18 protein-coding genes and 1 tRNA gene are annotated in these 21528 nt (G+C 60.5%); 9 read left to right on the forward strand and 10 right to left on the reverse strand.

Features of this window, described 5'->3' with window-relative positions; genetic code table 11:
* The 3 genes from ACQKKX_RS14185 to ACQKKX_RS14195 all read right to left on the reverse strand — a co-directional run bounded on the left by ACQKKX_RS14185 (position 1) and on the right by ACQKKX_RS14195 (position 3134).
* Positions 1 to 1527, reverse strand: a complete 1527-nt coding sequence (locus ACQKKX_RS14185) for an ABC transporter ATP-binding protein (RefSeq protein ID WP_427571417.1) — start codon at positions 1525 to 1527, stop codon at positions 1 to 3.
* Between the two features lie 84 nt (positions 1528 to 1611).
* A complete protein-coding gene (locus ACQKKX_RS14190; RefSeq protein WP_427571419.1) occupies positions 1612 to 2604 on the reverse strand; it encodes a BMP family lipoprotein in 993 nt (330 codons plus the stop codon).
* A 176-nt stretch (positions 2605 to 2780) separates the two neighbouring features.
* Positions 2781 to 3134, reverse strand: a complete 354-nt coding sequence (locus ACQKKX_RS14195; protein WP_427571421.1) for a hypothetical protein — start codon at positions 3132 to 3134, stop codon at positions 2781 to 2783.
* 186 nt (positions 3135 to 3320) lie between these two features.
* On the opposite strand from ACQKKX_RS14195, the gene ACQKKX_RS14200 reads away from it, so the two are divergent.
* A tRNA-Ser gene (locus ACQKKX_RS14200) sits at positions 3321 to 3410 on the forward strand.
* 93 nt (positions 3411 to 3503) lie between these two features.
* On the opposite strand, the gene ACQKKX_RS14205 is transcribed toward ACQKKX_RS14200, so the two are convergent.
* Complete coding sequence (locus ACQKKX_RS14205; protein ID WP_427571423.1) at positions 3504 to 3764, reverse strand: hypothetical protein; 261 nt, start codon at positions 3762 to 3764, stop codon at positions 3504 to 3506.
* Positions 3765 to 3928: 164 nt separating this feature from the next.
* Positions 3929 to 4183, reverse strand: coding sequence for a DUF6074 family protein (locus ACQKKX_RS14210; protein ID WP_427571424.1), 255 nt, complete (start codon positions 4181 to 4183; stop codon positions 3929 to 3931).
* A gap of 240 nt (positions 4184 to 4423) precedes the next feature.
* Between ACQKKX_RS14210 and ACQKKX_RS14215 the strand changes: the two genes are divergently transcribed.
* From ACQKKX_RS14215 to glgB, 4 genes are all read left to right on the forward strand, one after another.
* On the forward strand, positions 4424 to 4645 hold the full coding sequence (locus ACQKKX_RS14215) for a DUF982 domain-containing protein (protein ID WP_427571426.1): 222 nt from the start codon (positions 4424 to 4426) through the stop codon (positions 4643 to 4645).
* A gap of 105 nt (positions 4646 to 4750) precedes the next feature.
* Positions 4751 to 7993, forward strand: a complete 3243-nt coding sequence (locus ACQKKX_RS14220; RefSeq protein WP_427571427.1) for an alpha-1,4-glucan--maltose-1-phosphate maltosyltransferase — start codon at positions 4751 to 4753, stop codon at positions 7991 to 7993.
* Positions 7994 to 8047: 54 nt separating this feature from the next.
* Positions 8048 to 11362, forward strand: coding sequence for a maltose alpha-D-glucosyltransferase (gene treS, locus ACQKKX_RS14225; RefSeq protein ID WP_427571429.1), 3315 nt, complete (start codon positions 8048 to 8050; stop codon positions 11360 to 11362).
* Positions 11352 to 13562 carry a 1,4-alpha-glucan branching protein GlgB gene (gene glgB, locus ACQKKX_RS14230; protein ID WP_427571431.1) on the forward strand — a complete coding sequence of 737 codons (2211 nt, stop codon included), beginning with the start codon at positions 11352 to 11354 and terminating at the stop codon, positions 13560 to 13562. The genes treS and glgB overlap by 11 nt, the downstream gene beginning before the upstream one ends.
* Before the next feature lie 13 nt (positions 13563 to 13575).
* Here glgB and ACQKKX_RS14235 read toward each other — a convergent pair whose 3' ends face one another.
* A complete protein-coding gene (locus ACQKKX_RS14235) occupies positions 13576 to 13971 on the reverse strand; it encodes a response regulator (protein ID WP_427571432.1) in 396 nt (131 codons plus the stop codon).
* Between the two features lie 359 nt (positions 13972 to 14330).
* Here ACQKKX_RS14235 and ACQKKX_RS14240 point away from each other — a divergent pair, with 359 nt between their 5' ends.
* A complete protein-coding gene (locus ACQKKX_RS14240; protein ID WP_427571434.1) occupies positions 14331 to 14540 on the forward strand; it encodes a hypothetical protein in 210 nt (69 codons plus the stop codon).
* A 16-nt stretch (positions 14541 to 14556) separates the two neighbouring features.
* On the opposite strand, the gene ACQKKX_RS14245 is transcribed toward ACQKKX_RS14240, so the two are convergent.
* The gene (locus tag ACQKKX_RS14245; RefSeq protein WP_427571436.1) at positions 14557 to 15657 is read right to left on the reverse strand and encodes an NADH:flavin oxidoreductase/NADH oxidase; all 1101 of its coding nucleotides are present in this window, start codon (positions 15655 to 15657) and stop codon (positions 14557 to 14559) included.
* Between the two features lie 128 nt (positions 15658 to 15785).
* Entirely contained in the window at positions 15786 to 16304 is a 519-nt protein-coding gene (locus ACQKKX_RS14250) for a Dps family protein (RefSeq protein WP_427571438.1), read from the reverse strand.
* Positions 16305 to 16804: 500 nt separating this feature from the next.
* Between ACQKKX_RS14250 and ACQKKX_RS14255 the strand changes: the two genes are divergently transcribed.
* Entirely contained in the window at positions 16805 to 17125 is a 321-nt protein-coding gene (locus ACQKKX_RS14255; protein WP_427571440.1) for a hypothetical protein, read from the forward strand.
* Positions 17126 to 17292: 167 nt separating this feature from the next.
* On the opposite strand, the gene ACQKKX_RS14260 is transcribed toward ACQKKX_RS14255, so the two are convergent.
* Complete coding sequence (locus ACQKKX_RS14260) at positions 17293 to 18288, reverse strand: MDR family oxidoreductase (protein ID WP_427571441.1); 996 nt, start codon at positions 18286 to 18288, stop codon at positions 17293 to 17295.
* Positions 18289 to 18472: 184 nt separating this feature from the next.
* Between ACQKKX_RS14260 and ACQKKX_RS14265 the strand changes: the two genes are divergently transcribed.
* Both ACQKKX_RS14265 and ACQKKX_RS14270 read left to right on the forward strand, forming a co-directional pair.
* Positions 18473 to 19411 (forward strand): nucleoside hydrolase, encoded by a 939-nt coding sequence (locus ACQKKX_RS14265; RefSeq protein WP_427571443.1) that lies wholly within the window; start codon positions 18473 to 18475, stop codon positions 19409 to 19411.
* Positions 19412 to 19596: 185 nt separating this feature from the next.
* Positions 19597 to 19992 (forward strand): DUF1236 domain-containing protein, encoded by a 396-nt coding sequence (locus tag ACQKKX_RS14270; RefSeq protein ID WP_427571445.1) that lies wholly within the window; start codon positions 19597 to 19599, stop codon positions 19990 to 19992.
* 74 nt (positions 19993 to 20066) lie between these two features.
* On the opposite strand, the gene pncB is transcribed toward ACQKKX_RS14270, so the two are convergent.
* Positions 20067 to 21371: a nicotinate phosphoribosyltransferase gene (pncB, locus tag ACQKKX_RS14275; RefSeq protein WP_427571446.1), complete on the reverse strand. Its 1305-nt coding sequence runs from the start codon at positions 21369 to 21371 to the stop codon at positions 20067 to 20069.
* Positions 21372 to 21528 lie beyond the last annotated feature (157 nt).

The raw sequence follows: 21528 nt of genomic DNA on the forward strand, positions 1-21528 counted from the left end.
TCATGCCGCATTTTCCCGCGTGGCGATCCCGGCCATCATCAGGCCGAGCGTCTGCTCATCGGCATCCGGGGTTTGCTCACCAACCACCTTGCCGGCAAACATGACGATGATGCGATCCGAAAGGGAGCGGATTTCGTCCAGTTCGACTGAGACCAGCAGCACGGCTTTTTGCGCATCTCGCATCTCGACGATGCGGCGATGAATGAATTCGATGGCGCCGATATCGACGCCACGGGTCGGCTGGCCGATGATCAGCATCTTTGGATCGCGCTCGATTTCGCGGGCGACCACGATCTTCTGCTGGTTACCACCGGAAAAATTGGCGGTCTTCAGCCGCGGGTTCGGCGGGCGGATATCATACTTCGCGATCTTGTCCTCTGCTTCCTTGCGGATGGCATTGAGATCGAGCAAGGCGCCGCGGCCGTATCGCGGCTCGCGATGATACCCGAGCACCGCATTCTCATATTCCTCGAACTTGAGGACGAGACCCATGTGATGGCGGTCTTCCGGGATATGCGCCAAACCGATCTGGCGCAGACGGGCCGGATCGAGACCGGCAACCGGCTGACCGTCGATGTGGATTTCGCCCGAGGCCGGCTTGCGAATACCGGCAATAGCTTCCAGCAGTTCCGACTGGCCGTTGCCCGCGACGCCGGCGAGGCCGAGGATTTCCCCTTCTCGGACATCGAACGAGACATTATCGACCATGGTGACGCCGCGGCTGTCCTTGACCGTCAGGTTCTTGACCGACAGCATGATTCTTCCCGGCTTCGCCTCGTCCTTTTCGACGCGCAGAAGAACGCGGCGACCAACCATCAGTTCGGCCAGCTCCTCGACGGTTGTTTGCGCCGTCTTGCGGGTGGCGACCATTTCGCCACGACGCATGACCGAGACCTCATCGGTGATTGCCATGATTTCCCGCAGCTTGTGGGTGATCAGGAGGATGGTCTTTCCCTGGTCCCGCAGCACTTTCAGGATGCGGAACAGGTGATCGGCTTCGGCCGGGGTCAAAACGCCGGTCGGTTCGTCAAGAATGAGGATTTCAGCGCCACGATAAAGCGCCTTCAGGATTTCGACACGCTGCTGCTTGCCAACCGGCAATTCCTCGATAATCGCATCCGGATCGACATCAAGCCCGTATTCGGTCTCCAGACGCTTCAATTCCCGGCGTGCGCCGGTGACGCCCTTGGCCAGCAACTGACCGCCCTCGGCACCCAGCATGACGTTTTCCAGCACGGTGAAATTCTCGACCAGCATGAAATGCTGGTGCACCATGCCGATGCCGGAGGCGATTGCCGTCTGGCTGTCGCGGATCGTCACAGGCGTGCCATCGATGCGGATTTCACCGCGATCGGCCTGGTAAAAACCGTAGAGGATCGACATCAGCGTCGACTTCCCGGCACCGTTTTCGCCGATAATGCCGTGGATCGAGCCTTTGGCGACGGTCAGGTTGATGTTCTTGTTGGCATGGACGGCACCGAAACTCTTGTCGATGCCCGCCAGTTCGATCGCGGGATGCGGGTTCAAACGCAGCCTCTCCTTCGCACGGTCGGCGGATGGAAGATATGATTGGGGCGCATGGTGTCTCCCCCATACGCCCCTAAAGTCAGATTACAACGGGCACTTGTTGTCCGTCATGTAGTCGTGAACCTTGACGGTTCCGGCGACGATGTCGGCCGTGGCCTTGTCGGCTGCAGCCTTCATTTCCGGTGTGATCAGCGCCTTGTTGTTGTCGTCGACGGCGTAAACCACGCCACCATCCTTGATGCCGTTGGACTGGACGCCGGCAGTGAACTTGTCAGCAGCAGTATCCTTGTAGGCATTGTAGACGGCGAGATCGACGCGCTTGACCATCGAGGTCAGGACCGAACCCGGATGGACATGGTTCTGGTTCGAATCGACGCCGATCGAGAACTTCTTGTTGTCGGCAGCCGTCTGCAACACGCCGAGACCGGAGGCGCCGGCAGCCGCATAGATGACGTCAGCGCCCTGGTCGATCTGGTTCTTGGTGAGTTCGCCGGCGCGAACCGGGTCATTCCAGGCCGCACCTGTCGTGCCGACCATGTTCTGGAAGACCTGAATATCGGATTTCGCAGCCTTCGCACCCTGGGCGTAACCGCAGCCGAACTTGCGGATCAGCGGAATATCCATGCCGCCGACGAAGCCGAGCTTGCCAGTCTTGGATGCCATGCCGGCGAGAAGGCCGACCAGATAGGACCCTTCTGCCTCATTATAGACGACGGAGCGGACGTTCGGCAGCTCAACGACGGAATCGACGATCACGAACTTGGTATCCGGATATTCGGCGGCCACCTTTTCCATGGCGGAGGTCCAGGCAAAGGATACGGCGACGACGGGGCTGAAACCCTTGCTGGCGAAATTGCGGATCGCCTGTTCGCCCTGCGTATCGCTCGTCGGCTCGAAATCGCGATATTCGGTGCCGGTTTCCTTCTTGTACATTTCAGCGCCGTTATAGGCAGCTTCGTTGAAGGATTTGTCGAACTTGCCGCCCGTACCGTAGACCAGTGCCGGCTTGATGTCTGCCGCAATCGCAGTGCTCGACAGCATGGCCGTTGCCATGAGGGAGAGAAGGGTTTTCGTCATCGTTCGCCTGTTTTCTTAGATTTGATTTTGGTTCCCCCCGCATTTCCGGCCGGTTCGATCCGGCGGGCGGTCTGCGGCACCGACGCCTCGTCTTCGGGCTTGCGGCGATTTATCCTTGCACGCCCGCTTCGAAATTTCACGGGAAATCTTCAGCCCGTCAGAGCCTGACCCCCTTTTTATATCCGGAGGCTTTTGCGAGCCCGCTTCGGAATCTCAGGCCATGACACGGCCGACCGTCGCGGGCGCCGATAGCCGGCAATCCACAGGGTGAGCGACAGAACCAGGAAAACGGCACAGGCCGGCTGCGCCAGCACGAAGGCCGCGCCCTGCAGCCAGACCTGGGGATGGATATAGCGTTGTGTGGCATCCTCTGCCGCGACCAGCGTTCCCGGACTGATTCCGATCCACAGATCGCCCAGGCTCGCCAGCATGACGGAGGACGATGCGACAGACTGTATGGCATCGACCGTGCCGGCCGCTATCGCGGCTACCAGGGCAAGCAGGGCGAAGAAATGGAAGAATAAGGACATGACAGCCCCAAAGCGCATGAAAACGGGTCGGCGCGAACCTACCGGCAGCTTGACCGCTTGGCAACGGAACATAGTTTCCGCAAACCGTCATCCGCCTGTCAGATTTCGGTTGATCCTGAAAAAATCATTGGTATATATCGCGCCGACCGCTGCTTCGGAGGCATCTCCAGCAGCCCTTTCCCAAAAGGACAGGTGGCCGAGTGGTTGAAGGCGCACGCCTGGAACGCGTGTGTGCGTGAAAGCGTACCGTGGGTTCGAATCCCACCCTGTCCGCCATTCCCTTTCGTCCGAATTCCAGGATTACTTACCCAGCGTACGGCAACGCGTCATGCTTGCGCGCCTTCTCGCTGCAGCATCAGGGACGAACGCTCAGGCGTAGAAGTCGTCTTCGGCGGTTCGATTGGAGAAATAGGCCAGAAGCGAAAGTGGTAGGGCGACGCATAGAACAAGCGCCGTCTTCAAGGACGCCAGAAAAGATGGATTCGAAGCCAGGGCCTCAGTCTCGCCGGCGGAGGTCTGCAGGCTGACCCTGTTCTGCCATAGCAGTTCGGTCAGCTGACGCTCATCTTCCGTCTTGGTGCCATCGGCATCGGACGAATACACGGACGTGTTCTTGCTGAGGTCAGGCATGCAATGCTCCAGGCAGCCGGTCGATCGCACTTTATTCAATATTGACGGTAGATGTTAAGGCTAGCCAATTCAAGTCGGAGGCCGGATGCCGCCTTCGGTCGGCAGGCGCCGCACGCGTCCCCAACCCTTCCCTGCGCGTTTCATGCGTGAAAAAGGCGGTGGCGTCAGCCCAGCGCGCCGGCCTCTTCCTGTGCTGCGAAGGCCGCCTGCAATTCCATCTGGACGGCATTCATGAACAGCGCCGCTTGGTGGGAAATTTCGGTGTCTTCAACGCCCTGCGCCCGCAGACGAGCCGCAAAACCAGCCATTTCCTGACGCCAGAAGCGATTTGCCTCTTCACCATGGAGATTGGCGAGGGCTTCGCTGCAACGGCGGATATCGGAGGTGCGGCGGTCGGCAGGAAATTGGACGATGGTCATGCGGTCTCCACTCAACGCGGGCGAATCGCCCCTAGAACTTCCGCCAGCATCAGTCCTAGTCCTTCACAAATATTGAACGGCCGAGCACGACGGCGCAGCCGCGATGATTTTAACGAATTGCCAAGGAAACAAATTGCTGTGACAGCCGTTAGACTGCCAACGCCCTGTGACGCGAATAGCGCGCTCCCGTGCCGTGCCGGCGCTGGAGCGCACGTCTCGTCGCCGCGATGGAGGAACGCGATGCAGAAGCCTGTATGGAACAGTGCCGTCACAATCGGTGCAGTGCAGATTGCAGGACCATTCGAGGCCCTGTCCTTCCTCGACCATGAATGGCCGAACCGCAAGGGTCCGCGCTTCGTGAATGCCCGTTACGCCTGCCTTGCCGCGCTTGACGAGCGCGCCGACCCCGAGGATGCGAAGAAGCTTTTTTCGCAGGCCCTTGATGAAGCGCAACTGCACTGAGCCGAGCGGCCCTGCCGGCCGGAAGACGATTTTGCATGCCGATGGGCGCCGTGCCTGCACAGGTTCGGTCGCTGAGCCGATACCGTCGACACGTCAGGATTTGCCATGAACGTCCATTCGCGTTTCACCGATTCCGCCGCCGCCCTGCCCCCAGCGCGCATCTATTACGTCCATCCGCTCATGCTTTCAGGACCTGCGGCTTGGCAGGAGGTCTTCGAACACGCCCGTGCTCTGGGCTTCGATACCGTCCTCACCGCGCCACTGTTTCGTGCGGCAGCAGGCGGCAGCATTTTCGTTTCGGAAAGCTACGACCATGCCGATCCCAGGCTTGGGCTGGGCGAGACGATCGATGAGGCTGTCGGCGCCCTGGCGCGCATGGCGGAGGAACACGGTGTCTCACTGATGATGGACATCGTCCCCGGACGGCCACGAGACGAGGAAACGGGCGCGAACGCAGCGTTCGACCCGCGCCGTCCCCCGTGGTTGCGAGGCGCCCGCCGCATCGCGATCGGCGGCGACGGAGAGGAAGATCTGCGGGAATGGCAACAGCGGCTCGTCCATCTCGCGACGCTCGGCCTGTCGGGTTTTCGCTGCCTGGAACTGGAAACCCTGCCACCAACGGCCTGGCGCATGCTGATTGCCGGCGTCCGGCGAGAAAAATCCGATCTGCGTTTCCTGGCCTGGACACCCGGCACCGCGTTCGAAAGCCGCAGGGCGCTGGTCGGCACGGGGTTCGACGGCAGTTTCTCCTCGCTTGCCTGGTGGAATCTGCAGGAAAGCTGGTTTGCCGAAGAACACGAGACCCAGATCGGTATCGGTCGCGAGATCGCCTTTCCCGAAGCGCCGTTTTTCAAACGGGTCGCCCATGGCACGGAAAATGCCGAAGTGCTCGAACGTCGGGCTGAACGGGCGGTAAAGCTTGCCGCCTCGCTCGGCGGTGGACTGATGGTACCGATGGGCTTCGAATATGGCGTCGCAACGCCGCTTGATCCCACCCACGGCAGCGGCGGCGGACTGCGCATCCTGCGCGAGCGCCCCTGCTTTGATCTTTCCGGGACGATCAGGGCGATCAACGAGACGCTCCGGCGTGACGACGGTTTTGACCGACAACCGTTCGGTTTCATCGCGGGCAGCAATTCCCCGGCGGCCGCCATCATCCGGGGCGATCGCGGCGACCTGCGAATCTCGAACAGCGTGCGGGTTGTCGTCTTCAATCGCGATCTGCGTCGCAGCGCCGCGCCGCCGTTGCGTGCCATCAGCGAGGCAGCCTCGGCTTTCCTGCCGCTTACCGATGTCGCGGCACGAAACGTGCCGCTGACAGAGGAGTTGCGCCTCCAGCCCGGCGAGATCCGGGTGTTCGAAGGTCAGATTTCCGATCCCATTGTGCCGATTACCCCACCCGAACCGGTGTCCAAGGCGGCGCAGTCCCCCAGACTGGCAATCGAGGCCGTGACGCCATGCGTGGATGGCGGGAGGTTCGTGGTCAAACGCGTGGTGGGCGAGACCGTGATCGTGGAGGCGGACGTGTTCGGTGACGGTCACGATCCGCTATCAGCCGCGCTCCTTTGGCGGACGGCAGACAGCGAAAGCTGGACCGAGACCCCCATGGCCTTTGTCATCAACGATCGCTGGCGCGCGGAATTTCCGCTGAGACGCATGGGACGCCACGAGTTTCTGATAGAGGCATGGCGCAATCCTTTCCAGATCTTCCGTTACGAATTTACGAAAAAGCACGAAGCTCGCCTCGACCTGACACTGGAAGTGCAGGAGGGCATCAACCTCGTGCTTGCGGCATTCGACAACGCGTCCGGCGATCTGAAAACCGAGTTGAAAGTGCTCTTCGACAGGTTGACGGCGCAACAATACGACGAGCGCATCGCCACATTGCTGGCTTCGGAAACCATGGAACTGATGGCGGAGGCCGATCAGCGACCGCATCGCTTGCGATCCCAGGTCATTCCGGTCGACGCGGAACGCACGGCCGCAGGTTTCGCCAGCTGGTACCAGATATTCCCGCGTTCGCAGAGCGGCGACCCGAACCGGCATGGCACGTTTGACGACGTTATCGGACGTCTGCCGGCCATTCGTGCCATGGGGTTCGACGTTCTCTACTTTCCCCCGATCCACCCGATCGGCATGACCAACCGCAAAGGCAAGAACAATACGCTGACGCCTGGCCCCGATGATCCCGGCAGCCCCTATGCGATCGGCTCGGAGGACGGCGGCCACGATGCCATCCATCCGCAACTTGGAACATTCGACGATTTCGACCGACTGGTCGAGGCGGCAGCCCAGAACGGGCTGGAACTCGCCCTCGATCTTGCGATCCAGGCCTCTCCGGACCATCCCTGGCTCAAACAGCATCCGGGCTGGTTCGACTGGCGACCGGACGGCACCATTCGCTACGCGGAAAACCCGCCCAAGAAATACGAGGACATCGTCAACGTCGATTTCTACGCCCGCGAGGCGGTGCCGTCACTGTGGACGGAATTGCGTGACGTCGTTCAGAAATGGGTCGATCACGGCGTCAAGCTCTTCCGGGTCGACAACCCGCATACGAAACCGTTTCCTTTCTGGGAATGGTTGATCGCCGACATCCGCTCGCGTCATCCGGATGTGGTGTTCCTGTCGGAGGCCTTTACCAAACCCAAGGTCATGTACCGCCTGGCCAAGGTCGGCTTCTCGCAATCCTACACCTATTTCACCTGGCGCAATGCCAAGTGGGAACTTGAAGAATACATGCGCGAGATCACCACACAGGCGCCGAGGGATTTCTTCCGTCCGCATTTCTTCGTCAATACGCATGACATCAATCCGGACTTCCTGCAGAACGCCCCGCGCCCGGCCTATCTAATCCGCGCAGCGCTTGCGGCCACACTTTCAGGTCTCTGGGGCGCCTATAACGGTTTCGAACTGTGCGAAGGCCGACCTGACGCCAAGCGAAAGGAATATGCGGATTCGGAGAAATACGAAATTCGCGCCTGGGATTACGACCGGCCCGGCAACATCAAGGCCGAGATCACCCAGCTCAACCGCATCCGGCGGGAAAATCCGGCGCTTCATTCGCATCTCGGTCTGCAACTTTTAGCCGCGGATAACGACAACATCCTGTTCTTCGAAAAATCGAGCCCAGGGCATGAAAACGTCGTTCTGGTCGCGATCAGCCTCGATCCCCACAACGCGCAGGAAGCCAATGTCGAGATCCCGCTCTGGACCTTCGGTCGTTCCGACCACGGAACGCTCGAGGCGGAAGACCTGATCACCGGCCAGTCCTTCGGTTGGAGCGGGAAATGGCAGCGCCTTCGGCTTGAGCCCGGACGGCCCTTCGCCATCTGGCGCGTGCGCTAGGCCGACGCGATGGGAGGAGGAACAACAATGGACATTTCAGGCACGCAGGCAAAAATGAAAAATCAAGCACAACCAGAAGCCGAAACCGTGTCGTCGGATCCCTTGTGGTACAAGGATGCCGTTATCTACCAGTTGCACATCAAGTCCTTCTTTGATGGAAATGGCGACGGCATCGGGGATTTTCCCGGTCTGCATGAAAAGCTCGACCATATCGCCTCGCTGGGCGTGACGGCCATCTGGCTTCTCCCCTTCTTCCCCTCCCCGCGCCGAGACGATGGCTACGATATTGCCGATTACGGCAATGTCAGCCCCGATTACGGCACGATGGACGATTTCCGAAGCTTCGTCGATGCGGCCCATGCGCGCGGCATTAAGGTCATCATCGAACTCGTCATCAATCACACGTCCGACCAGCATCCGTGGTTCCAGCGCGCGCGACACGCCCCTGCCGGCTCGCCGGAAAGGGACTTTTACGTATGGTCCGACACCGACCAGAAATTTCCCGAAACCCGGATCATCTTCATCGATACGGAAAAATCCAACTGGACGTGGGATCCGGTGGCCGGCGCCTATTACTGGCACCGCTTCTATTCCCACCAGCCGGATCTCAACTTCGACAATCCGGAAGTGATGAATGAACTTCTGGAGGTGATGCGGTTCTGGCTGGAAACCGGCATTGACGGTTTCAGGCTCGATGCCATTCCCTACCTGATCGAGCGGGAAGGCACGAATAACGAAAATCTGCCGGAAACGCACGACATCCTCAAACGTATCCGCGCTGCGCTCGATGAGACTCATCCGGGCAAGATGCTGCTGGCCGAGGCCAATCAATGGCCGGAGGATACGCGCGACTATTTCGGCGATGGCGACGAATGCAACATGGCGTTCCATTTCCCACTAATGCCGCGCATGTATATGGCGATCGCCAAGGAAGACCGGTTTCCGATCACCGACATCATGCGGCAGACACCGGATATTCCGGAAAACTGCCAGTGGGCAATCTTTCTGCGCAATCACGATGAACTGACACTGGAAATGGTGACGGACGAGGAGCGTGACTACCTCTGGAACACCTATGCCGCCGATCGCCGGGCCCGCATCAATCTCGGCATCCGCCGTCGCTTAGCACCGCTGATGGAGCGGGACCGCCGGCGGGTCGAACTGATGAACGGCCTGCTTCTGTCCATGCCCGGTACGCCGGTTCTCTATTACGGCGACGAGATCGGCATGGGCGATAATATCTATCTCGGGGACCGCGACGGCGTGCGCACGCCGATGCAATGGTCGCCCGATCGCAACGGCGGGTTTTCCAAGGCCGATCCGGCGCGTCTGGTTCTGCCGCCGATCATGGACCCGCTTTACGGATACGAGGCGCTCAACGTCGAGGCGCAGGGCGCCGATGCGCATTCGCTTCTGAACTGGACGCGCCGCATGCTGGCGCTGCGCAACAAGCATCCTGCCTTTGGGCGCGGCTCTCAGCGTTTCCTGACGCCGGGCAACCGCAAGATCCTCGCTTATCTGCGCGAATATCAGGGCGAGACGCTGCTTTGCGTCTTCAATCTGTCGCGCCTGCCACAGGCGGTCGAGCTCGATCTTGCGGAATTCAACGGACGCGTCCCGATCGAACTGACCGGCATGTCACCTTTCCCGCCGATCGGCCAGCTAACCTATCTTCTGACCCTGCCGCCCTACGGCTTCTTCTGGTTCCAGCTCGCCCCGGAATCGGACGGGCCGGCTTGGCGCACCGCGCCGCCCGAGCATATGCAGGACATGATCACCATGGTTCTGCGCAATGATCTGCAGGAACTGATCGATCAGCCGCGACTGGCGACGGCGCTCTCGAACGATGTGCTTCCCTCCTATCTCGGCAAACGTCGCTGGTTCGGGTCCAAGGGAGCGGTGCTGAACGCGGCGCAATTGGTGACCGCAACGCCGGTCGCCTTTGCCGAAAACGTCGTGCTGGGCGAGCTGGAAGTGGATCTCGATGGCCGCAAGGATACCTATCTTCTGCCGCTTTCCATCGCCTGGGACGATACGCAGCCTAGCGCCCTTGCCCAACAGCTCGCCCTTGCGCGCATTCGGCAAGGCCGCCGGGTCGGCTTCCTGACCGACGGATTTGCGGCCGAAGGACTGGGGCGCGGCATCATTCGCGGCCTGTGCGAACGCACCACCATTTCCGGCCGCACCGGCACGCTGGAATTTGTCGGCACGGACCGGCTGGACTGCATGGCCTTCAGCGACGAACTGCCGATCCACTGGTTATCGGCGGAACAATCGAACAGTTCGCTGATCCTGGGCGACCTTGCGATGATCAAACTCATCCGCCACGTCTTTTCGGGCGTTCATCCCGAAGTGGAGATGACGCGTTACCTGACGAAGGTTGGTTACGCCAACACCGCGCAGCTTCTGGGCGAAGTTGCCCGCATCGACCCCGACGGCAATCGTTTCACGCTGATCATCGTGCAAAGCGCCATTCGCAACCAGGGCGAGGCCTGGACGTGGATGCTTTCCAATCTGCGCCGCGTCATCGATCAGGTTGTCGTCACCGACCTTGATGGCGATGCGGCGGACGACCAGTTCCGGCCGCTGGTGGATTTCGTGGCGACCGTCGGTCAGCGGCTGGGCGAATTGCATGTGGCGCTTGCACGCCCGACGGATGATCGCGACTTCGCGCCGGTCCGGGCGGATGCAACGGACGCGGCCCGCTGGCGTGATGCCACGGTGAAGCAGATCAGCGACAGCCTGAACATCCTCGAAACCGGCATTGACGAATTCAGCGAGGATATTGCCGGCGAAGTCAGAAACCTCCTTGTCCATCGCGACGCACTTCTTCGCCTCACCGGCGACCTTGCCGACGCCGTCGATGGGACGCTGATGACCCGCAATCACGGGGATTTCCATCTCGGGCAGATCCTCGTCTCGGAATCCGATGCCTATATCATCGACTTTGAGGGCGAGCCGACGCGCAAGCTGGAGGATCGCCGTGCCAAGAGCAATCCGTTACGCGACGTGGCCGGCTTCCTGCGATCCTTGAGCTATCTCGGCGCCTCCGCCGATCTGGACCGCGAGATCGTTAGCGAGGTGGATGATGCACGTCACCGCGAACTGATCGATCGCTTCATGAAGATGGCTGAACCGGCCTTCCTGAAGGCCTACCTGGCCGCGGCCGAGCAATCACCGGATCTGCGCATGCCCGAAAGTCAGCGGGAGCGCATACTCGACCTCTTCCTTCTGGAAAAGGCCGCCTACGAGATTGCTTATGAAGTGCGCAGCCGACCGCATTGGCTGCCGCTACCGCTGGCCGGTTTCTCGGCCATCGCCACCCGTCTCCTCAAAACATCCGAGCGGAGAGAAACCGATGAGATATGAGCGCACCGACCTGATCATCGGCACCGTGACCGAGGGCTTGAACGCGCTCGTCGACGGTCGGCATGGCGACCCGTTTTCAATCCTCGGCCGTCATCACTATGGCGAGTTGACCGTGGTTCGGGCGTTTCTGCCCGGTGCCGTTTCGGTAGAGGCGGTCGAGCGCGACAGTGGTCGCATACTGGCGACGCTGGAAAGCATTCATGCCGGCGGCCTGTATGCAGGCGTTATCGGTTCGACCACGCCGTATCTCTATCGGATCCAGTGGCCGGATGCGGTTCAGGAGACAGAAGATCCCTATTCCTTCGGGCCGCTTCTGGGCGATCTGGATCTTCATCTCATCAGCCAGGGCACGCATTATGATCTCGGTCGTACGCTGGGCGCCATTCCCATGCAGGTCGATGGCGTATCGGGCGTGCGCTTTGCCGTCTGGGCTCCAAATGCGAGGCGGGTTTCGGTGGTTGGCGATTTCAACGCCTGGGACGGTCGCCGGCATCCGATGCGTCAGCGGCCGCAGGCCGGCGTGTGGGAAATCTTCGTGCCGCGGCTGACGCAGGGCGAGCGCTACAAGTTCGAGATCATAGACCGCGACGGCAATGTGCTTCCCCAGAAAGCCGATCCGGTGGCACGTGCTTCGGAAGCCGCGCCTTCGACGGCATCGGTCGTGGCATCCTCGCGGACCTTTCCCTGGACAGACGACGCATGGATGCGCGCGCGTCGCGAAAACCGCCAGGAGGATGGCGCCATTTCGGTTTACGAGGTGCATCTCGGCTCATGGCTGCGCATTGCCGAAGAGGGCAATCGGCCGCTCGATTGGGTCGAGCTCAGCCAGCGACTGGTGCCCTATGTGAAAAGCCTCGGCTTCACCCATATCGAGATGCTGCCGATCATGGAACATCCGTTCGGCGGCTCCTGGGGGTACCAGCCGCTCGGCCTGTTCGCGCCTACCGGACGCTACGGCACGCCGGAGGATTTCGCTTATTTCATCGATCGCTGCCACGCGTCCGGTATCGGCGTCATTCTCGACTGGGTGCCGGCGCATTTTCCGACCGATGTCTGGGGGCTTGCCCGTTTCGATGGCACTGCACTCTACGAACACGAGGATCCACGTGAAGGTTTTCACAAGGATTGGAACACGCTGATCTACAATCTCGGACGCAACGAGGTGAAAGGCTTTCTCATTGCCTCGGCGTTGGAATGGCTGGAGCATTTCCATATCGATGCGCTGCGCGTCGATGCCGTCGCTTCGATGCTTTACCGCGATTACAGCCGCAATGAGGGCGAATGGATCCCCAACCAGTATGGTGGGCGGGAGAACTGGGAAGCGGTCGAGTTTTTCAAGCACCTGAACAGCATCATTCATGAACGCTGCCCGCATGCCTTCACCGTCGCGGAGGAATCCACCGCATGGCCGGGCGTCACCAGGAAGCCGGAGGAAGGCGGACTTGGGTTCGACTTCAAATGGAACATGGGCTGGATGCACGACACGCTGCATTACATGGCCGACGATCCGGTGTATCGCAAATACCATCATGGCATGATGACCTTCGGAATGGTCTACGCCTATTCCGAACGCTTCATGCTGCCGCTCTCTCATGACGAGGTGGTTCACGGCAAGGGATCGCTTCTCGGCAAGATGCCGGGAGACCGCTGGCAGAAGCTCGCCAATCTGCGCGCCTATTTCGGCTTCATGTGGGCGCATCCCGGCAAGAAACTGCTGTTCATGGGCGGCGAGATTGCTCAGGAAAGCGAGTGGAACCATGATGGATCGATCGTCTGGGATCTTCTCGACCAACCCGAACATTCGGGCATGCAGCGCCTGATCAGCGATCTCAATCGTCTTTATGGGGCCGAACCGGCGCTGCAGTTCGGCGACCTTGATCCGGCCGGTTTCGAATGGGCCGTATCGGACGACGCGGAAAGTTCGGTACTTGCCATGCTGCGCAAATCGGACGATGGCTCCTCCACCATTCTGGCGGTGTCGAACCTGACGCCGCTGCCGCGCCACGGCTATCGGATCGGCGTTGCGAACGCCGGGCGCTGGGCAGAGATCCTCAATACCGATGCCGGCGTCTACGGCGGATCGAATATCGGCAATATCGAGGCTTGGACGGAGGACGAACCGGCACATGGACGCCCACAATCCGTCTCGCTTAGCCTGCCACCGCTGGCGACGATCTACCTGAAATGGTCGGCTGGCTGATCCCGCAGGCGACTCAACTGAACAGTTTCAATCTGGCCGGCGGCGTACCAGGGCGACCGCTGCGGCGGTCCACGGCGAACTGGATAAGGTCGCGGGATGTCTGATCGGTCAGCGGTTTCGCCATGACCCCGACCACGCCCGGGACCCCCTGGACGACAACGCCGGGATTGCCGGTGATCATGATAACCACGATGCCGGAATCAGCAAGGATCCGGGCAATTTCCGGTCCCGTTTCGCCATCCGCCAGTCGTACATCGACAAAGGCGATGTCGGCGTCGCGGCTGTAATTCAACGCCACTTTCATATCCGGCGCGATGCCGGTCACCCTATGGCCGCTGCGCTGGACGGCATCTTCGATATCCATGGCAACCAGTAAGCTGTCTTCTACGATCAGAAAACGATATTCCAAGGCAAACCCTCCGTGCTTGCAACGAAGATAGGATCGAAGCACCTGCCGGCAATAGAGCCTTTGCCGGACAAAAGGAAGCAGCCATGCTGGCTGTTCTCGAAAAGGGGGACCGGGTGGAAAAGTCCCCCACCCTGAACTTTTTCCCCCTTTCGGAAAGAAACCGAGATATTGTCGTGAATCACACGCCTTGCCGCGCGAGCGGTTGGGTATTGACGGCTCGACCTGCGCCGTTTCGGTAAAGCCGAACGCGCAACCGTGGTCGGCAGACAGCCCAAAGCTCGCCCGGTTTCCGGACGTAGGTTTCCCATTTTGCCATGCCGGTCTCGCTGACTGTCATGCCCCGAGGAGCTCATGTTTATATGACACCCGAAGCCCGACAGGCGCTTGCCGATCGAATCTTCGACAAGGCGCGCAGAAGCGGCCAGACGATCGACAATGATCCGCTATTCGTCCGTTGGATGGAGGAGTGGATCTCGGGCGATATCGATATGGCCGTGTTGCGGGAAAGGTATCGAACCCTTCTGGTCTCACGCAGGCGGCAGCACTCGCAAGAGAACGAGCCTTCCTGATGGACAGAACCCTCCGCTACCCGAATAGCGACTTGAACTGACGCGGCTGGCAGCGCAGATACTGCGGCGCGGCACGCACTGTTTCGCCGAAATGCGCCGCCGCATGCCAGGGCCAGCGCGGATCGTAGAGGGCCGCCCGGGCAATCGCCACCATATCGGCGTCGCCGGTCACAAGAATGGCTTCGGCCTGCTCGAACTCGGTGATCAGGCCGACGGCGATGACGGGGATCGACGTTTCGGCCTTGATCGCACGCGCGAACGGCACCTGGTAATTCGGGCCGAGCGTGATGTTCTGATGCGCCGCGAGGCCTCCGCTGGAAACGTGAATGGCGCTACATCCACGTTTCTCCAACTCTTTGCTGAAGGCGATCGTCTGTTCCACATCCCATCCGCCTTCGGCCCAGTCTGTCGCGGACACGCGCACGGTTACCGGACGGTCGGCCGAGAATTCTTCACGCACCGCATCGAAGACTTCCAGCGGAAAACGCATGCGGTTTTCGAGCGAGCCGCCATAGTTATCGGTGCGCTGATTGGAAAGCGGCGACAGGAACTGGTGGAGAAGATAGCCATGGGCGGCGTGGATTTGCACCGCATCGATCCCGAGGCGGGCGGCGCGACGCGCCGCATCGACGAAGGCCTCGCGGATGCGGACAAGGCTTTGAGCGTCAAGCGCGGTCGGGGGATCGTAGGATCCACGAAAGGGGATGGCGCTGGGCGCCACGGTTTTCCAGCCGCCTTCGGCATCCGGTGCGATCTGCGCGCCACCCTTCCAGGGAACCTCCGTCGAAGCCTTTCGGCCCGCATGCGCGAGCTGGATGGCGATCGGCATGTCGGACATGTCGCGGATACCCTCCAGCACGCGACCCATGGCCCGTTCGGCATCGTCAGAATAAAGGCCGACATCGGCGTAGGAAATCCGTCCCTCGGAAGACACGGCCGTCGCCTCGATGGTCAGAATGCCTGCACCCGACGTGGCGAGCATGCCGAGATGCATCATGTGCCAGTCGGTCATGCGGCCCTCTTCGGCAGAATAGGTGCACATTGGGGCAATGACGATGCGGTTGTCGAGCGTCAGCTTACCGAGCGTGACGGGCGAAAACAGTCTTGTTGCGCTCACGGGAATTTTCTCCAGACGGAAACGGGCGCAGCATCATGCTGCCGCAAGGCGGGATGGCGCAAGCATGCACCGATCCGGCCCCAATGGCAAAATGCCGCCTTAAGACGCGTTGCGGCCAATGGCCGTTTTCAGCGATTGGTGTTGCGGGTGATCTCGAACAGGAACCAGACGCGGCGCTCGCTCTCATCGATCCAGTTTTCCAGCAGGCTCGCTGTCGCCACGTCATCGTATTGATCGCAAAGATCGTGCAATTCGCGCATGCTGGCGATAAGGGCACTGTTGTCGTCGCGCAATTCGGCGAGCATTTCGTGCGGATGCACGAAATCGGCATCGTTATCGGAAATGCGCTGCAGGCGGGAAATCTCTCCGATCGACCGTAGCGTACCGCCGCCGATCTTGCGAGCGCGCTCCGCCAGTGGGTCGGTCATGGCAAACAACTGGTCGCCATGCTCGTCGAGGAGAAGATGATAATCGCGAAAATGCGGGCCCGACATGTGCCAGTGAAAATTCTTGGTCTTCAGGTAGATGGCAAAGACATCCGCAAGCAGCTTGGTGATACCGGCGGAAATGTCGCGCACACCCTCTTCGGAAATACCGCTTGGCGTCTTTAAGGGTGCCTGGCGGCCGGATTGGGTCGAATTGTCCATGAGTAGATCCATTGGGTTAGCGCCACTGGGATAAAGCCTCGGCGCCGGGGAAAATTACGTGAAAGGGGTTTCGGGCGGCGGCATAAAACCCACGTCGCCCGAGCAGGCATTGGCGGGCAAGTGTCTTCCGGGCTTTCGTCGATATCCTCTCACCGTTATGCGGTTCATGCAAATGATCGGCTGGATTCGAAGCGCTGCACAATTGGATCGGTCGGCTCGAGAGGTTTTCTGGCCGTCATGCAAATCGTTGCTTGCGGCCATCCATGCGTTTGTTAGCAGCCGTCATTGCTGAACCATAGTGCTAATGTGGTTCGCCGCGAAGGATGGACAAGATGCAAATTAATGGAGAGCCGTTGCGTTTCAAAATGAGATTTTGCTGTGGGTCGGCTCGAACGGTCGAACGCCACTTGCGTGACTGGCCTGGCCGTGACGCCGCCTATGGCGCATTGACCCGCTGGCTCTGCCGCGTATCCTGCCGCGCGATCAACCGGGGAACAACGATGCATTCAACCCTTCGCCATCTGGCAACGCTGGCCGCCCTTCTTGCCTGCGCGGCACCGGTTCTGTCGGCAGAAAACAAGGGGCGGATTCGCAATGCGACGGCTGCGGAAATTCGCGCGCATATCAACGAGTCCACGCAGGAAACCGAAACGGACCGAAGCGGCTTCACCTACCGCAAGGGATCCAAACGCGGCTACAAGATATCGACCGGAAAGATCTGTATCCGTTTCGAAAACAGGCAGACGGACTGCGCCGATATCAAGACCGACGGCACCCGATTTCACATGATCACAAGCGATGGCACCCGCACGCGATTTTAGGCGACCGTTGAGACCGCAGCACATCTTTTTGTGACTGCTTTTCCGCCAGCAGCAGCCGGGCGGTAATCGAGCGCACCCTCCCAGGCTTGTTGCTGCGTCCAGCTTCTGTCCGACATACGTGCTGCGTGGCCATAGCGGGCGTGCATAGGGCAGAACCCGAGGACAGCCTATTTCGAGACGTCGATGACCACGCGGCCGCGGATTTTTCCGGCAAGAATCTCTTCGGCCAGCTCCGGCAGTTTCGTCATCGGCTCTATCCGCATGATGCTGTCGAGTTTATCGCGATCGAAGTCACGGGCCAGACGCGCCCAGGCAGCCTCGCGCCGGGCCTGCGGCGCGAGCACCGAATCGACACCGATCAGGGCCACCGAGCGCAGGATATGCGGAAGGACCGTTCCCGGCAGGTCCGCACCGCCGGCAAGGCCGCAGGCGGCGATCGCGCCGCCACGAACCGTCTGCGAGAGTGCGTTCACCAATGTGGTGGACCCGACCGAATCGATAGCACCGGACCAGCGTTCCTTTTGTAGCGGGGCGCCTTTTTCCTGTAGGGCTTCACGCTCGATAAAATTTCGTGCGCCGAGCGAACTTAGATAACCATGGGTGTCCGGCCGGCCCGTCGAAGCCGTGACGACATAGCCCGCAGCAGAGAGCAACGCGATCGCGACCGAACCGACTCCGCCGGCCGCTCCCGTCACCAGCACCTCGCCCTCGCCCGGCTTGATCACCCCCCATTTCTCCAGGACATCGACGCAGAGCGCGGCGGTATAGCCGGCCGTTCCGATGGCCATTGCCTGCGCCGGCGAAAAGGCCTGGGGCAGGCGTGTCAGCCATTCCGGCTTCAAACGGGCAAAGCGCGCGTACCCGCCGGATTCGATTTCGGACAGACCCCAGCCATTGACCAGCACCTTGTCGCCGATATGCCAGCCCGGCGCACGGGACTGCACCACGGTGCCGCAAAGATCGACGCCGCCGATAATGGGCATGCGTCTGGCAATTTTACCTTTGCCGATTACCGCCAGTCCATCTTTGTAGTTCAGGCTCGAATAGGCGACCTCGACCAGCACGTCCTCATCCGGCAAGTCGGCAAGCGTCATCTGCCGGAAACTGCCTTTCGACTTGCCGTCGACCGTGTCGATGACCATTGCGGCGAAGCTTTCGCTCATGTCAGGCTCCTTCAGGCGCTGGCGGTCGGACGAAGGCATCGCGACCGGGATCGAATATATGGTCCTCGTCTTCCATGGCGATGGCTGCGGATCGCAATTCGCCCCACATACGGCGGGCTTGCGCCGGGACCTGGCTTCGCGTAGCCCGAGAGACAGATCATTCACGGTGCTTAAGGAGAATTCCATGGCGGAAAAGATCATCATCGATACAGATCCCGGCCAGGATGATGCCCTGGCGATCCTGCTTGCACTGGCCAGCCCCGAGATCGAAATCGTCGGCATCACGGCCGCCGCTGGCAATGTGCCGCTGACGCTGACGGAAAAGAACATCCGCAAGATCTGCGAACTGGCGGGCCGCAGCGACATCAGGGTCTATGCCGGCTGTGACCGACCGATGGAAGGCGCGTTGGTAACCGCCGAATACGTGCATGGCTGGACAGGTATAGACGGCGCCACGCTGCCCGATCCGACCATGCCGCTTCAGGACCGGCACGCCGTCGACTTCATCATAGAAACACTGATGCGCGAGCCGGAAGGCACGATAACCCTTTGTACGCTTGGACCACTCACCAATCTTGCCACGGCGCTGACCAGAGCGCCCGAGATTGCCGGCCGCATTCGCCGGATCGTTTCCATGGGCGGCGGCCTGTTCGAAGGGGGAAACATCACCCCCGCGGCGGAATTTAACATCTATGTTGATCCGAAAGCGGCCGCGATCGTCTTCGGCTGCGGCGCGCCCATTGTCATCATTCCGCTCGACGTCACCCACAAGGTGCTGACGACAAGATCGCGTGTCGCGGCATTCCGCGATTTCGGCACGGCGGTCGGCGAGGCCGTGGCCGGGTGGCTGGAATATTTCGAGCGCTTCGACGTCGCCAAATATGGTAGCGAAGGTGGACCGCTGCACGACCCGAACGTGATCGCCTATCTGCTGAAGCCCGAACTCTATGTCGGACGTCAATGCAATGTCGAAGTCGAAACCGTGTCCGAGCTGACCCGGGGGATGACCGTTGCCGACTGGTGGGGCGTGACCGACCGGCGCAAGAACGCGCTCTTCATGGGACAGGTCGATGCCGACGGCTTTTTCGCGCTGTTGACGGAGAGACTATCCCGGCTGCGATAAGGCGCAGGCCTCGCGCTTGGTAACCTTGCACGCGCCGCTTCCCCTTCATCCCGAACTCTTGACCTGCCTTGCTCCGGCCGGGCCGGTCGGTTTTACACCGTCATGATTCGTTACCGTGTAAACGGAACCGAAAATCGTCGAATGTGTTGTTTGGCCATTGGTGAACCCAGGAGAGGAGAAGACCAATGCGCAAGATCATTATGATGTCCGCCGTTTCTATGGTGGCCGTATTCGCCACTGCAGCGAACGCCCAGGAAGGCACCGTCAATGGCGCGGCTGGCGGCGCAGTCACGGGCGCCATCGTTGGCGGTCCCATCGGTGCAGCCGTCGGTGGCGTCGCGGGCGCCATTGTCGGCACCGCCATCGATCCGCCGCCGCGGGAAGTCGTGACCTATGTACGCGAGCAGCCCGCTCCGGCCCCGGTCATGGTGCAGCAGGAAGTCGTCGTGGGCAAGCGTATCCCCGAAACCGTCGTGCTGACCCCGGTGCCGAGCAATGAACGCTACGGCTATGCGGTCGTCAACGAGCGGCGTGTCATCGTCGATCCCCGCACCCATACGGTGGTCGAAGTCGTACAGTAACATCTCTACGGAATGAAAAAGGGGCTCCGGCGGCAGTCGCAGGAGCCCCTTTTTTATTGCGGAGAGGCCAGGGCTCAGACCAGCACAGCCTGTTCCACACGGTCTTCCTGACCGAAAATCTTCAGGTAGCGCTGCACCTCGGCCGGGTCGCCGGTTGCCTTGTGCGGATTGTCCGAAAGCTTGACAGCCGGACGGCCGTTGGCGTCGCTGACCTTGCAAACGACAGAAATCGGATTGAGACCATCGGTCGCGATCGGGGCACAGCCGATGAAATCATTGGTCAGATTGGTGCCCCAGCCGAAACTCATCCGCACCCGACCTTCGAAATGACGGTAGGTGTCGATAATCGCGTCGACATCCAGCCCATCGGAGAAGATCAGCAACTTGCGGCGGGGATCGCGCCCCATTTTCTGCCACCATGCAATGATCTTTTCGCCGCCTTCAATCGGTGGCGCGCTGTCGGGGCGAAACCCGGTCCAATCGGCCACCCATTCCGGCGCATCTCTGAGAAAGGCTGCGGTGCCAAAGGCATCCGGCAGGGCAATCAACAGGTTTCCGCCGTAAAGCCGGTTCCAGTCTTTCATGATATTGTAGGGAGCGGCCCGGAGTTCCTCATCGGTATCGGCCAGCGCCGCCATCACCATCGGCAGTTCGTGGGCATTGGTGCCGACCGCTTCCAGATCTGAATCCATGGCGAGAAGGACGTTGCTTGTGCCCGTAAAACCTGGACCAATGCCTTCCTTCAGAGCTTCGACGCACCACCGTTGCCACAGGAAACTGTGCCGGCGACGGGTACCGAAATCGGAGATGCGCAGGCCCGGAAGTTCCCGCAGCCGCTGCACCTTTTCCCACATCTTGGCCTTCGCACGTGCATAGATGACGTCGAGCGTGAAATAGCCGAGGGACCTGAGGGCTGCGCGCGAGCGCAACTCGTTGATGATGGCAAGCGCCGGAATTTCCCACATCGTGGTATCGACCCAGCGCCCGTGAAAGGTCAGTTCATACTGGCCGTCGCGCTTGTGCAGTTCGTATTCTGGCAATTGGTAGGCGGCAAGCCAGGTCAGGAATTCCGGTTCGAAAATCTGCTTGCGACCGTAGAACGTGTTGCCCGCAAGCCAGATCATCTCCTTCTTGGACAGACGAAGGGACCGCGCGTAATCCAGTTGATCGCGCAGTTCGGCCTCGTCTATCTCGTCGGCGAGACGAACTCGGGTTGTGCGGTTGATGAGGGAAAAGGTCGCATCGGTCTGCGGGTAGAGCTTCCAGATCATCTGGAGCATCAGCAATTTATAGAAATCGGTGTCGATGAGGCTGCGGATGATCGGATCGAGCTTGAAGGCGTGGTTATAGACCCGGGTTGCGATATCGGTCTTTGTCATGCCTGCCCCTGCAGCGCCCACCCGCGCGGGTGATCGCTCTTGCCTGCCTCAAAATACGGCGCGTTTTGCGCCCGCGAGGAATTTATCGGCAAAAGCTTCGGCAAAGTCCAGATGCGGGACCATCAAATCGCTTGATGCATCCCGCATCCACCGCCCC

The organism is Neorhizobium sp. NPDC001467, assembly GCF_050275975.1.
Classification (GTDB): domain Bacteria; phylum Pseudomonadota; class Alphaproteobacteria; order Rhizobiales; family Rhizobiaceae; genus Neorhizobium.

Bases quoted from the DNA above. Each gene is read 5' to 3' on its own strand.
- ACQKKX_RS14190 (WP_427571419.1), bottom strand. From the start codon at position 2,604: ATGACGAAAACCCTTCTCTCCCTCATGGCAACGGCCATGCTGTCGAGC.
- ACQKKX_RS14270 (WP_427571445.1), top strand. From the start codon at position 19,597: ATGCGCAAGATCATTATGATGTCCGCCGTTTCTATGGTGGCCGTATTC.
- ACQKKX_RS14195 (WP_427571421.1), bottom strand. From the start codon at position 3,134: ATGTCCTTATTCTTCCATTTCTTCGCCCTGCTTGCCCTGGTAGCCGCG.
- ACQKKX_RS14250 (WP_427571438.1), bottom strand. From the start codon at position 16,304: ATGGACAATTCGACCCAATCCGGCCGCCAGGCACCCTTAAAGACGCCA.
- ACQKKX_RS14220 (WP_427571427.1), top strand. From the start codon at position 4,751: ATGAACGTCCATTCGCGTTTCACCGATTCCGCCGCCGCCCTGCCCCCA.
- ACQKKX_RS14240 (WP_427571434.1), top strand. From the start codon at position 14,331: ATGACACCCGAAGCCCGACAGGCGCTTGCCGATCGAATCTTCGACAAG.
- glgB (WP_427571431.1), top strand. From the start codon at position 11,352: ATGAGATATGAGCGCACCGACCTGATCATCGGCACCGTGACCGAGGGC.
- ACQKKX_RS14260 (WP_427571441.1), bottom strand. From the start codon at position 18,288: ATGAGCGAAAGCTTCGCCGCAATGGTCATCGACACGGTCGACGGCAAG.
- ACQKKX_RS14210 (WP_427571424.1), bottom strand. From the start codon at position 4,183: ATGACCATCGTCCAATTTCCTGCCGACCGCCGCACCTCCGATATCCGC.
- ACQKKX_RS14265 (WP_427571443.1), top strand. From the start codon at position 18,473: ATGGCGGAAAAGATCATCATCGATACAGATCCCGGCCAGGATGATGCC.
- ACQKKX_RS14215 (WP_427571426.1), top strand. From the start codon at position 4,424: ATGCAGAAGCCTGTATGGAACAGTGCCGTCACAATCGGTGCAGTGCAG.
- ACQKKX_RS14255 (WP_427571440.1), top strand. From the start codon at position 16,805: ATGCATTCAACCCTTCGCCATCTGGCAACGCTGGCCGCCCTTCTTGCC.
- ACQKKX_RS14205 (WP_427571423.1), bottom strand. From the start codon at position 3,764: ATGCCTGACCTCAGCAAGAACACGTCCGTGTATTCGTCCGATGCCGAT.
- treS (WP_427571429.1), top strand. From the start codon at position 8,048: ATGAAAAATCAAGCACAACCAGAAGCCGAAACCGTGTCGTCGGATCCC.
- pncB (WP_427571446.1), bottom strand. From the start codon at position 21,371: ATGACAAAGACCGATATCGCAACCCGGGTCTATAACCACGCCTTCAAG.